The organism is Pseudonocardia sp. Ae505_Ps2 (assembly GCF_001932425.1).
Taxonomy (GTDB): Bacteria; Actinomycetota; Actinomycetes; order Mycobacteriales; family Pseudonocardiaceae; genus Pseudonocardia.
Genome location: NZ_MCIP01000001.1, coordinates 4,569,245 through 4,580,389, shown reverse-complemented (window position 1 = coordinate 4,580,389; position 11,145 = coordinate 4,569,245). Strand labels below are relative to the sequence as shown.

The 11,145-nt window shown below is 75.1% G+C and carries 11 protein-coding genes; 9 read left to right on the top strand and 2 right to left on the bottom strand.

Annotation, left to right across the window (positions count from 1 at the left end; translation table 11 throughout):
- Positions 1 to 73 precede the first annotated feature (73 nt).
- The 6 genes from Ae505Ps2_RS21485 to Ae505Ps2_RS21455 all read left to right on the top strand — a co-directional run bounded on the left by Ae505Ps2_RS21485 (position 74) and on the right by Ae505Ps2_RS21455 (position 5,739).
- Positions 74 to 403, top strand: coding sequence for a hypothetical protein (locus Ae505Ps2_RS21485; protein WP_020626529.1), 330 nt, complete (start codon positions 74 to 76; stop codon positions 401 to 403).
- A gap of 44 nt (positions 404 to 447) precedes the next feature.
- Positions 448 to 843 carry a hypothetical protein gene (locus tag Ae505Ps2_RS21480; RefSeq protein ID WP_075306548.1) on the top strand — a complete coding sequence of 132 codons (396 nt, stop codon included), beginning with the start codon at positions 448 to 450 and terminating at the stop codon, positions 841 to 843.
- Between the two features lie 377 nt (positions 844 to 1,220).
- Positions 1,221 to 2,234 carry a polyprenyl synthetase family protein gene (locus Ae505Ps2_RS21470; protein WP_249265317.1) on the top strand — a complete coding sequence of 338 codons (1,014 nt, stop codon included), beginning with the start codon at positions 1,221 to 1,223 and terminating at the stop codon, positions 2,232 to 2,234.
- Between the two features lie 84 nt (positions 2,235 to 2,318).
- On the top strand, positions 2,319 to 3,077 hold the full coding sequence (locus tag Ae505Ps2_RS21465) for a class I SAM-dependent methyltransferase (RefSeq protein WP_083702343.1): 759 nt from the start codon (positions 2,319 to 2,321) through the stop codon (positions 3,075 to 3,077).
- A complete protein-coding gene (locus tag Ae505Ps2_RS21460) occupies positions 3,074 to 4,711 on the top strand; it encodes an FAD-dependent oxidoreductase (RefSeq protein WP_075553928.1) in 1,638 nt (545 codons plus the stop codon). Before Ae505Ps2_RS21465 ends, Ae505Ps2_RS21460 begins: the two co-directional genes overlap by 4 nt.
- 20 nt (positions 4,712 to 4,731) lie before the next feature.
- Positions 4,732 to 5,739 carry a DUF5914 domain-containing protein gene (locus Ae505Ps2_RS21455; protein ID WP_020622461.1) on the top strand — a complete coding sequence of 336 codons (1,008 nt, stop codon included), beginning with the start codon at positions 4,732 to 4,734 and terminating at the stop codon, positions 5,737 to 5,739.
- Here the strand turns inward: Ae505Ps2_RS21455 and Ae505Ps2_RS21450 are convergent.
- Both Ae505Ps2_RS21450 and Ae505Ps2_RS21445 read right to left on the bottom strand, forming a co-directional pair.
- Positions 5,736 to 6,533 (bottom strand): enoyl-CoA hydratase-related protein, encoded by a 798-nt coding sequence (locus Ae505Ps2_RS21450; RefSeq protein WP_249265316.1) that lies wholly within the window; start codon positions 6,531 to 6,533, stop codon positions 5,736 to 5,738. The genes Ae505Ps2_RS21455 and Ae505Ps2_RS21450 overlap by 4 nt on opposite strands.
- Before the next feature lie 70 nt (positions 6,534 to 6,603).
- Complete coding sequence (locus Ae505Ps2_RS21445; RefSeq protein ID WP_075306551.1) at positions 6,604 to 7,656, bottom strand: AraC family transcriptional regulator ligand-binding domain-containing protein; 1,053 nt, start codon at positions 7,654 to 7,656, stop codon at positions 6,604 to 6,606.
- Between the two features lie 118 nt (positions 7,657 to 7,774).
- Between Ae505Ps2_RS21445 and Ae505Ps2_RS21440 the strand changes: the two genes are divergently transcribed.
- From Ae505Ps2_RS21440 to Ae505Ps2_RS21430, 3 genes are read left to right on the top strand one after another with little or no spacing between them, the layout of a single operon-like run.
- Positions 7,775 to 9,379: an NAD(P)/FAD-dependent oxidoreductase gene (locus Ae505Ps2_RS21440; RefSeq protein ID WP_075306552.1), complete on the top strand. Its 1,605-nt coding sequence runs from the start codon at positions 7,775 to 7,777 to the stop codon at positions 9,377 to 9,379.
- On the top strand, positions 9,379 to 10,257 hold the full coding sequence (locus Ae505Ps2_RS21435) for an SDR family NAD(P)-dependent oxidoreductase (protein WP_075553927.1): 879 nt from the start codon (positions 9,379 to 9,381) through the stop codon (positions 10,255 to 10,257). Before Ae505Ps2_RS21440 ends, Ae505Ps2_RS21435 begins: the two co-directional genes overlap by 1 nt.
- A complete protein-coding gene (locus tag Ae505Ps2_RS21430) occupies positions 10,254 to 11,141 on the top strand; it encodes an alpha/beta fold hydrolase (RefSeq protein WP_075306554.1) in 888 nt (295 codons plus the stop codon). The genes Ae505Ps2_RS21435 and Ae505Ps2_RS21430 overlap by 4 nt, the downstream gene beginning before the upstream one ends.
- Positions 11,142 to 11,145: the final 4 nt, after the last annotated feature.

Below are 11,145 nucleotides of genomic sequence, written 5' to 3'. Positions count from 1 at the left end.
CGCCGGGCGAACCGGGGCGCCCTCCCGGCCCCCCGGCGTTGCGCACGTCCGGCTCCCGGGGAGGATCACCGACGTGCTCTACATCGGACCGGTGGAGATCCCCGGGTCGGACGACCACGAGGGTTTCGTCAGCGCGGACACCGCCGACGGTCGCGCGACGGGGATCTGGGCCGACGCGCGTCGCGCACCGGCCGTCGCCTACCGCGCGGCCTGCGAGTGCGGCTGGCGTGACGACGTGGCGTACGTGCCGGGCCCGTGCGGCCACTCCGCGGCGCTGCGCGCGTTCGTGGACCACCACTTCGTGCCGGTCACCGGCGTCCGGGCGCTCGACCCGGCGCGGCACTTCCTCCCGGCGTGGTCGGCCGTCGTGGGCGTGCGGGCACTCGCACCTGCGATGGCGTGAACGCCCGGTTCGTACACCTGCGGCCGGTTCGGCAGACTGGAAGAATGACCGTCCCACACCGCCACGCCGCACCCGACGCCGTCCGCTCCACGCCCGTCCTGGCCCTGCGGGTGCTCGCCACCGCCTCGGTCGTGGTCCTGGCCTGGCAGTTCGTGACAGCCGCCGGCCTGTTCACCGGCGGCGACGTCGGTCCGCACGGCGCCGGGGCGATCGTGCTGCACGTCGTCACCGGGCTCGCCGCGGCGGCCGCGGTGTGGCTGCGGGTCGTCACGGCCGGGTCGTGGTGGCCGTCCGTGCTCGCCGTCGCGGTCTTCGCGTTCACCTTCGTCCAGGCGTGGTTCGGGAGCATCCCGGGCCTGGTCGTGCACGTGCCCGGGGCGATGGCGCTGGTCGCCGGATCGGTGTGGCTGGCCGCGTGGTCGTTCCTCCGCGCCGGCTGACCGGCCCGGGTCGGTGACGGGGGTCACCCGAACCATGCGGACGCGTCCGTCCGAACACTACCGGGGTGGTCCGTCCGGTTCGGCGCGCGCGATGACGGTACCCCCCATACCCTCGACAGGACCCGGCCCGGCGGCGCCCTCGGCTCCCGACCGGGTCCGGACGCCGACGTCCGGCCGCCCACCACCCCAGGCGACCCGACGGGAGGCCGCGTGACGTCCGTGAAGAGCACGTCGGTGACGACCACGTCCGTGCAGACCGGCTCTGTGAAGACCACCTCCGTGCAGACCAGACAGCCCGGGCGCCCCGAGCTCGTCCCACCCATCCGGGCTGGGCGGAGGAGATCCGCGACCGGGTCCGTGAGCAGGTCGCGGAGACGGTGCGCCGTCGCTGCGCCGAGCACGTCCACTCGATGCGCGGGGCGGACGTCGTGACCGGGGTGCTGAGCGACTTCGTCGGTCGCGGCAAGTACCTGCGCTCGATGTTCGGCTACCTGGGCTGGCGGGCCGCCGCCCCGGACTCCCCCGCCGCGCTGGCCGCGGTGTCCGGGCTGGAGCTGCTGCACGCGTTCGCGCTGCTGCAGGACGACGTCATGGACCGCTCGCAGCTGCGTCGCGGCCGGCCGACGGTGCACGTCCAGCTCGCTTCCTGGCATCGCGGCCAGGGCATGTCCGGCTCCGCGGAGCGGTTCGGCGAGTCCGGCGCGGTCCTGCTGGGCGACCTGTGCCTGGTCTGGGCCGAGCAGGCGATGCGCGAGAGCGGGCTGCCGCGCGCCGCGCTGGACCGCGGCTGGCCACGCTACGACGAGATGCGCTCCGAGCTGGCCGTCGGCCAGTTCGCCGACCTGCTCAACGAGGCCCGCCGCGTCCCCACCCTCGACGAGGTGATGGACGTGCTGCGTCGCAAGTCCGGCAACTACACCGTGCGCCGCCCGCTGGAGCTCGGTGCCGCGATGGCGGGCGCCGGGCCGGAGCTGCTCACCGCCCTCGGCGACTACGGGACGATGGTCGGCGAGGCCTTCCAGATGCGCGACGACGTGCTGGGCGTGTTCGGCACCGACGCCACCGGCAAGACCGCGGGCGACGACCTGGCCGAGCGCAAGGCCACCAGCCTGGTCGTGCTGGCCCGCGAGGTCGCCGGGCCGGCCACCCGGGACACACTCGACGCGTTGCTGCACGGCTCCGACGAGACCGACGGTCCGGTCGACGTCGCCGCGGCGCGGGTCGCGATCGAGTCCACCGGCGCCCGCCGCCGCATCGAGGAGCTCATCGCCACCCGGGTGCAGGGCGCGCTGCGGCTGGTGGACGGTGCGGTCGACGGCGGGCTGCTCGGCGACGACGTCGCCGCGGTGCTGCGGGGGATGGCCGTGCGCTGCGCCGACCGGGTCTCCTGACCGGGCCCGCCCCGCGAACGGCTGCGGTGCACCAGGATGCGACCCGACGCGCCGGGCGCCGTGGGCGGTCCTAGGCTCGCGGACATGGCCGACCGTTCCCCGTCCCGCCCCGCCCGCCCCGGAACCGTCGGCCGTGCGGGTCTGCCGCGCGAGCAGGTGCCGTCGCACTTCGACGACGGCGCAGCCGACTACGACCGGCTGGTCGGGATGAACCCCGGCTACCACGACCACCTGCGCGCCTCCGCGGCCCGGATGCGGCTGCCCCGGGACGGCGCCGGACTGCGGCTGCTCGACGCGGGCTGCGGCACCGGGGCCTCCACCGCGGCACTGCTCGGGGTCGCCCCGCGCGCCGAGATCGTCGCCGTCGACGCCTCGGCCGGGATGCTGGAGCGCGCCCGCACCAAGCCGTGGCCGGCGTCGGTGCGGTTCGTGCACTCCACCGCCGAGGCCCTCGCCGAGAACGGGGTCGAGGGCCCGTTCGACGGGATCCTCGCCGCCTACCTGCTGCGCAACCTGGACGACCCGGACGCCCAGCTGCGCCGCTTCCACGACCTGCTGCGCCCCGGTGGGGTGCTCGCGCTGCACGAGTACTCGGTGGCCGACTCGCCCCGCGCCCGGCTGTCCTGGCACGCGGTCTGCTGGGGGATCATCGTGCCGCTCGGCCGGATGACCACCGGTGAGACCGCGCTGTACCGGCATCTGTGGCGCAGCGTGAACACCTTCGACGGCATCGGCCGCCTGCGCGACCGGGTCCGCGGCGCCGGGTTCGACGCCGTGCACTCCGAGACCATGACCGGCTGGCAGAACGGCGTCGTGCACACCGTGCTCGGGACGCGGTCGTGACCGCCCGCCCGACCGACCCGCGCCGGGTCCGCCACGAGCCCGCCGGCGGCCTCGGCGACGCCGGGCAGCTGGGGCGGCGACCGCGGGTGGTCGTCGTCGGCGGCGGGATCGCCGGGCTGGCCGCGGCGACCGGGCTCGCCGAGCGCGGGGTCGTCGTCGAGCTGCTGGAGCGCGAGCCCTACCTGGGCGGGCGGGTCGGCGGCTGGTCGGAGCCGCTGCCCGACGGCACCCCGGTGTCGATGAGCCGCGGCTTCCACGCGTTCTTCCGCCAGTACTACAACCTGCGCGCGCTGCTGCGCCGGGGCGACCCCGGGCTGGAGCGGCTGGTGCCCCTGGAGGACTACCCGCTCGTCGACGCCGACGGGCGCCGGGACACCTTCCGCGGACTGCCGCGCACCCCGCCGTGGAACGCGGTGCTGTTCGCCCTGCGCAGCCCCACCTTCCGCCCGTCGGACCTGCTGCGCCTCGACGCCCGCGCCGCCGCGCCGCTGGCCGCGGTCAGCGTGCCCGGCATCTACGAGGCGATCGACCACGTCGACGCGCAGAGCTTCGTCGAGTCGATCAACTTCCCGCCCGCGGCCCGGCACCTGGCGTTCGAGGTGTTCTCCCGCAGCTTCTTCGCACCGCCCTCGACCATGTCGGCCGCCGAGCTCGCGACGATGTTCCACATCTACTTCCTCGGCTCCTCCGAGGGCCTGATGTTCGACGTGCCCGACGCGGGCTTCGACACCGCGCTGTGGGAACCGCTGCGCCACTACCTGACCACCCGCGGCGTCACGTTCCGGACCGGGGTCACGGTCTCCTCGGTCGAACGATCCCCGGCAGGACGCTCCCCGGCGGACGGTGTCGGCAGTGGACGGTTCCACGTGAATCATCACGACGGCGGCGGCACCGGCGGCAGCAGCGAGGCGGACGCGGTCGTGCTGGCCCCGGACGTGCGCGGGTTGCGCGACATCGTCGCCGCCTCCCCCGGTCTGGGCGACCCCGTCTCGGCCGTCGACGGGCCGGACGCGCTCGCCCGCTGGCGCGCCGACGTCGCCGCGCTGGGCAGCGCCCCGCCGTTCCTCGTGCAACGGCTGTGGCTCGACCGGCCCGTCGACGCCGCCCGCCCGCCGTTCCTCGGCACCGGCGGGCTCGACCCGCTCGACAACATCTCCGTGCTGGACCGCTACGAGCGCGACGCCGCGGGCTGGGCGGCCCACCACGGCGGGTCCGTCGTGGAGCTCCACGCCTACTCCGCGGCGCCGCCGACGGGCACGGGCGAGGACGCCTGGACCGCCGAGCTGCGCCGTCGCACGGTCGCCCGGCTGCACGAGCTCTACCCCGAGACCGCGGGTGCCGGGGTGGTCGGCGAGCTGGTGCAGTGGCGGGCGGACTGCCCGATGCTCGGCATCGGCGACTTCGCGCGGCGGCCCACGGTCGCCACCCCCGTCGACGGCCTGGTGCTGGCCGGCGACGGCATCCGGATCGACCTGCCCGTCGCGCTCATGGAGCGGGCGGCGAGCACAGGCTGGCAGGCGGCGAACCGGCTGCTCGCCGGCTGGGGTCTGGCCGGCCACCCCCTCGAGACCGTCCCCACCAGCGGCCGCCTCGGCCCGCTGCGGCGCGCCGCCGAGTACGCGATGCGCACCTGACCTCCGAAGGACACCACGCCATGACCCTGCTCTCCCGGCTCACCGAGAACTGGCCGTCCCACTGGCCGCTGCAGCCGCTGCCGTCGCAGCGGTGGGCGGCGCAGAAGCCGACCTACGCCGGCGCGGACCCGAAGCTGATCTCGGCCGCGCTGGAGCGGGCGCAGGCACGTCCGTCGGGGAACTGGTTCGTCGTCGCCGCGAGCCGCGAGATCCGCCGCGACCGGCCGCACGGCGTCCGGGTCGGCGGGACCGAGCTCGTCGCGTGGCGGGAGGAGGACGGCACGGTCCGGGTGGGTCCCGGCGCCTGCCCGCACCTCGGTGCGCCGATGGCGCTGGCCGCCGTCGACTGCGGCGAGCTGGTGTGCCGCTGGCACGGGCTGCGCCTGGGCGCACGGTCCGGCCCGGGCTGGGCGGTGCTGCCCGTCCACGACGACGGGGTCCTGGTCTGGGTGCGGCTCGACGACCTCGGCGGCGAGGAGCCGACCGACGCCCCCGTCGTCCCGGCCCGACCGGCCGGCGCGGTGCTCGACGCCGTCACCACGCTGACCGGGGTGTGCGAGCCGGAGGACATCGTCGCCAACCGGCTCGACCCGTGGCACGGCGCCTGGTTCCACCCGTACTCGTTCCAGCGGCTGACGGTGGACTCCGCGCCCGCCGTCACCGACGTCGCCCCCGACGACGACCGGTTCCTCGTGAGCGTCACCTTCAAGGTCGGGCCGGGGCTCGGTGTGCCGGTGCGGGCGGAGTTCGTGTGCCCGGAGCCGCGCACCGTGGTCATGCGGATCGTGGAGGGCGAGGGTGTCGGGTCGGTCGTCGAGACCCACGCGACCCCGCTCGGCCCCGGCCCCGACGGGCGGCCGCGCACCGCGGTGATCGAGGCCGTCGTCGCCGGGTCGGACCGGCCCGGTTTCGCGGTGGCGACCCGGCTCGCCCCGGCGATCCGCCCGGCGATGGCCGCGGCCGCCACGAAGCTGTGGCGCGACGACCTCGACTACGCCGAGCGCCGCTACGCGCTGCGGGCGCGTTAGGTCCGCTCGAACCGCCACCGCCCGTCGAACCCGGCGTCGCGGCGCTCGACGAACGCGGCGATCCCCTCGGGGGCGTCGGTGACGAAGTTGATCGCCTGCGAGGTGGCCTCGGCGTCGAGTGCCTCGGCGAACGACGACCGGGTCGCGGCGTGCAGCATCGCTTTGTCCCTGGCCAGCGCGACCGGCGGTCCGTCCGCGAGCCGGCCGGCGATGTCGGCGACGAACGCGGGCAGCTCGTCGCCGTCGACGACCCAGGTCACCAGGCCGAGCGCGTGCGCCTCCTCGGCGCCGATCGTCTCGGCGAGCAGCGCGAGCCGCTTGGCCTGCTGCATCCCCACCAGCCGGGGCAGCAGCCAGGTCCCGCCGAAGTCCACCGACAGGCCGCGGCGGGCGAAGATCTGGGAGAACCGCGCCGCGGGGGTGGCGACGACGAGGTCGCAGCCCAGCGCGAGGTTCCACCCGGCACCGACGGCGACACCGTCGACGACCGCGACGGACGGCACCGGCAGCTCGTGCAGCGCCAGCGCGACGTCGTTGATCCGCCGCATCAGCCGGGTCGGGTGCTCGGCGTCCGCCCCGCGGGCAGCCGGGTCGAGGTCGGCGCCGCCGCAGAAGGCACCACCGGCGCCGGTGACGACGACCGCGCGGACCGCCTCGTCGACGGTGGCCCGGTGCAGCGCCTCGCCGAGGGCGTCCCACAGCGCCCGGTCGATCGCGTTGCGCCGGTGCGGGCGGTTCAGGGTGAGGGTGAGCACCGGGCCGTCGAGCCGGGTGAGCAGCACCGCGTCGGACACGCGTACCCCCTTCGTCGGGCCCATCGTCGGGCGACCGTGGTGAGCACCCTGCCACCCCCGCGGATGATGGTCACCCGTGGGCGGCCGGCACCGGGGGCGCCGGCAGCCCGCCCGGGCCGGCCCGGCGCAGTGCGCGGGGCGACTCGCCGAACCAGCGCCGCGCCGCCCGCGACAGCGCGGACTGCTCGGCCAGCCCCACCATGGCCGCGACCTGGGTGAACGGCAGGTCGGTCCGCAGGATGAGCCGCTCGGCGGTGTCCCGACGCGCCTCGTCGACGACGGTCTCGAAGGTCGTGCCCTCGGCCGCGAGGTGGCGTTGCAGGGTCCGTGGGTGCACCCGCAGCAGCCGGGCCACCGAGCCGATGCGCACCGGCCCGGTGCCCAGCGACCGGTCGACCGCGGCTCGCACCCGGTCGGTGACGGTGCGGCCTGGGCGCGCGAAATGGGTCTCCAGGTACTCGATCGCGATGGCCCGGACGGTCTCGTCCCCGCCGGCCACCGGCCTTCGCAGCAGGTCGCCGGGCACCCGCAGGACCGCGGCCGGCCGGTCGAAGCGGACCTCGGCCCCGAAGAACTCGCGGAACCGCTCCGGGGCAGGCGGTGCCTCGTGCGGCAGGTGCACCGAGCGCAGGCCGTAGGGCCCGCCGGCCAGCAGGCTCACGATCCGGTGCAGCACCCCCGTGCCGAGGTCGGCGACCTGCGGCGGGAGCGGCTCGGTGCTGCCGTACGCCACGCCGGTCACCCCCGGCACGCCCTCCGGGTCGGGCACCGCGCCGACGGTCAGCACCGGGCTGTGCACGTAGAGGTAGCGCGAGGCGCAGTCCAGGGCGGCCCCCAGCGTCGGGGACGCCTCGACGGCGACGGCCAGCGGGCCGAGGATCTCCGGGCCCTGCCGCTGCGCGAGGCGCAGCCCGAGGTCGCCGCAGCCCAGCTCGGCGGCGGCGGTCTCCAGCACCCTGGCGACCGAGCGGGTCGGGACCAGTGCGTCCGGGTCGTTGCCCTCGACGGCGTCGATCGGGATCCGGAACCGGGCGAAGAGCTCGGCGCCGTCGCCGCCCAGCTCCCCGACCAGCGCGACGAACCCGCGCAACGCCCTCGCCCGGGTGAGTGATCCGGTTCCCATGTCGCCCGAGGGTAAGTTGTTGTCGCGCCAGGTCAAGTTACTCCGGGTAGGTTTGGGGCACACTGGACCCCGGTCGACAGAGGTAGTCAGCGCGGACGCGCCCGATGAGGAGGACCACATGACCCAGGCCGGTACGACACCCGCTCCGGACGGCACCGCCGTCGAGCACCGCGACGTGATCATCGTGGGGGCCGGGCTCTCCGGTATCGGTGCGGCGGCCCGGCTGCACCAGGAGCTGCCCGGCAAGGACTACGTGATCCTGGAGGGCCGCGAGAACATCGGCGGCACCTGGGACCTGTTCCGCTACCCGGGCATCCGCTCGGACTCGGACATGTTCACCCTGGCCTACCCGTTCCGGCCGTGGCGCGAGCCGAAGTCGATCGCCGACGGCGCCGACATCCGCCGCTACATCACCGAGACCGCCCGCGAGTACGGCGTGACCGAGCGGATCCGGTTCGGCACGAAGGTCGTCGACGCCTCCTGGGACTCCACCACCGCGCGGTGGACCGTCGAGACCACCACCGCCGACGGCCCGAAGCGCTACACGTGCTCGTTCCTGTTCATGTGCTCGGGCTACTACGACTACGACCGGGGCTTCCAGCCCGAGTTCCCGGGCCGGGAGGACTTCGCCGGCACCTGGGTGCACCCGCAGTTCTGGCCGGAGGACCTGGACTACACCGGCAAGAAGGTCGTCGTCATCGGCTCCGGCGCCACCGCCGTCACCCTGATCCCGTCGCTGGCCGCCCGGGCCGGGCACGTCACCATGCTGCAGCGCTCGCCGTCGTACCTGACGGTGCTGCCCAGCAAGGACCCGGTCGCCGACCAGCTCCGCCGCTTCCTGCCCGCGAAGCTCGCGCACGCCATCCTGCGCCTGCAGTACGTGACGCTGACCCAGGCGTTCTACCAGCTCGCCCGGCGCCGCCCGGAGCGGGTGAAGAAGGTCCTGCGCGGGCTCGCCCTGAAGTTCCTCAAGGACGAGGCCTACGTCGACCAGCACTTCACCCCGAGCTACGACCCGTGGGACCAGCGCCTGTGCGTCATCCCGGAGGGCGACTTCTACAAGTCGATCAACCGTGGGGACGCCTCGGTCGTCACCGACCACATCGACCGGATCACCGCCAACGGCATCCGGCTGCGCTCCGGCGAGGAGCTGGAGGCCGACGTGATCGTGTCGGCGACCGGGCTGTCGCTGAGCCCGCTGGGCGGCATCACGATCCACGTCGACGGCGAGCAGGTGGACATCGGCAAGACCGTCACCTACCGCGGCCTGATGCTCTCGGGCATCCCGAACCTGGCGTTCTGCATCGGCTACATCAACGCGTCCTGGACGCTGCGCGCCGACCTCGTCGCCCGCTACGTGCCGAAGCTGCTGGCGCTGATGGACCGCGAGCGGATCGCGATCGCCACCCCGGCCCCGACCGTCTCGCCGGACCGCCCGCTGCTCGACATCGAGTCGAACTACGTGAAGCGCTCCGAGCACCTGTTCCCCCGCCAGGGCCGCAAGGACCCGTGGCGGCTGCACCAGAACTTCTTCCTCGACGCCGTCGGGCTCGGCCGGGCCGACCTCAAGCGGGACATGATCCTCACCCCCGCCTCGGCGCTGGGCGCCCGCGAGGCCCGCGTCCCCACCCCGACCGCGGCCGGCATCGCCGCCGACGCCACGACCGGCACCGGATCCGGCACCGCCGCCCCGGCTGCCGCACAGCAGGAGGTGGCTTCCTGATGGCCCGCTCACCGTTCCGTTTCGCCGAGGGCACCGCCGTCGTGACCGGCGCCGCCGGTGGCATGGGCGAGCACGTCGCGAAGCTCCTGGGCGAACGCGGCAGCGACCTCGTGCTCGTCGACCGCGACGGCGACCGGCTCGACACCGTCGCCGCCGCGATCCGCGCGAAGCACCCCGGCCTGTCGGTGACCACCGAGACCGTCGACCTGGCCGACCGCGAGGCCGTCGACGCGCTGGCGGCCCGGATCCTGGCCGGTCACCCGGAGATCAGGCTGCTGGTGAACAACGCCGGCGTCGCGCTCGGCGGGGACTTCGCCCGGCTGACCCTCGACGAGTTCGACTGGGTCATGGATGTCAACTTCCGCGCCCCGGTGCGGCTGACCCACGCCCTGCTGCCCGCGCTGACCGCGCGCCCCGGCGCGCACGTGGTCAACGTGTCCAGCCTGTTCGGGCTGATCGCCCCGCCGGGGCAGTCGGCGTACTCGTCGTCGAAGTTCGCGATCCGCGGCTTCTCCGAGGCGCTGCGCGCCGAGCTCGCCCAGGTCGGCGCGAGCGTCACCACGGTGCACCCGGGCGGCATCCGGACCGGGATCGCCGCGAGCGCCCGGGTCGGGGTGAACATCCCGGCCGAGGAGGCCGAGCGGGGGAAGAAGGACTTCGAGAAGCTGCTGACCTTCCCCGCCGAGAAGGCCGCCGAGCTGATCGTCGACGCCATCGAGAAGCGCCGCCCGCGGCTGCTCATCGGGATCAGCGCCAAGGTCCCGGACCTGCTGGCCCGGCTCGCCCCGGCGAACAGCATCCGGATCTTCGCGAAGATCGTCGGTGCCTCGGGGAACGCGAAGGCGGCGAAGTCGGCGCGATCGGCGGGGGCGCGATGACCGTCCCGCAGCCCCGCTTCGTCGACGTCGGGGGCACCCGGATCCGGGTCCGCGAGTCCGGTGACCCGGCCGGTGAGCCGGTCCTGCTGCTGCACGGGATCGGCCGGAGCCTCGAGGACTGGGACCCGCAGCACGAGTTCCTGTCCCGGTACCGGGTGGTCGCGGTCGACCTGGCCGGGTTCGGTCACTCCGACCGGGTGCCCGGCCCGGCGACGCTGGAGAAGCTCGCCGACACCGCGCTCGCCACCCTCGACGCGCTCGGCGAGACCCGGCCGGCGCACGTCATGGGCAACTCGCTCGGCGGCGCCGTCGCGCTGCTGATCTCCACCCGGCACCCGGAGCGCGTCGTCTCGCTGGTGCTGGCCGACCCGGCCGGGTTCGGGGCCGAGGTGACGCCCGCGCTGCGGGTCATCGGGGTGCCGCTGCTCGGCCGGTTCCTGCTGGGCCACCTCGACGCCGCGGCCGCCCGACGCTCGGAGCGGTCCCTGTTCGTCGACGGCTCCCTGGTCACCGACGAGCGGGTCGCCCGCGCCGTGGAGATCGCGCGGCGGCCGGAGTTCGCGCAGACCTTCGCCGAGGTCGCGGCCGAGCTGGGCACCGTCCGCGGCGTCCGCCCGGGCTGGCGGCGGGCGCTGCTCGACGCGTTCGCCCGCGCGCCGAAGCCGACGCTGGTCGTGTGGGGCGAGCGGGACCTGATCCTGCCCGCGGCCCAGCTGCGGGCGGCGAGCCGGCTCCCGCAGGTCACGACGCACGTGTTCGGCCGGGTGGGGCACATGCCCCAGATCGAGGTGCCCGCCGCGTTCGCGACGCTGGCCCTGGACCACCTCGCCCGGGCGGGACAGCAGGCCGGCATCCCCGGCGACACCCGCGCCGGCACCCGGTAGCCCG

What these genes read in the sequence shown, in the direction of transcription:
- Ae505Ps2_RS21445 (WP_075306551.1), bottom strand. Translation starts at nt 7,656, where the DNA reads ATGGGAACCGGATCACTCACCCGGGCGAGGGCGTTGCGCGGGTTCGTC.
- Ae505Ps2_RS21455 (WP_020622461.1), top strand. Translation starts at nt 4,732, where the DNA reads ATGACCCTGCTCTCCCGGCTCACCGAGAACTGGCCGTCCCACTGGCCG.
- Ae505Ps2_RS21430 (WP_075306554.1), top strand. Translation starts at nt 10,254, where the DNA reads ATGACCGTCCCGCAGCCCCGCTTCGTCGACGTCGGGGGCACCCGGATC.
- Ae505Ps2_RS21435 (WP_075553927.1), top strand. Translation starts at nt 9,379, where the DNA reads ATGGCCCGCTCACCGTTCCGTTTCGCCGAGGGCACCGCCGTCGTGACC.
- Ae505Ps2_RS21480 (WP_075306548.1), top strand. Translation starts at nt 448, where the DNA reads ATGACCGTCCCACACCGCCACGCCGCACCCGACGCCGTCCGCTCCACG.
- Ae505Ps2_RS21465 (WP_083702343.1), top strand. Translation starts at nt 2,319, where the DNA reads ATGGCCGACCGTTCCCCGTCCCGCCCCGCCCGCCCCGGAACCGTCGGC.
- Ae505Ps2_RS21440 (WP_075306552.1), top strand. Translation starts at nt 7,775, where the DNA reads ATGACCCAGGCCGGTACGACACCCGCTCCGGACGGCACCGCCGTCGAG.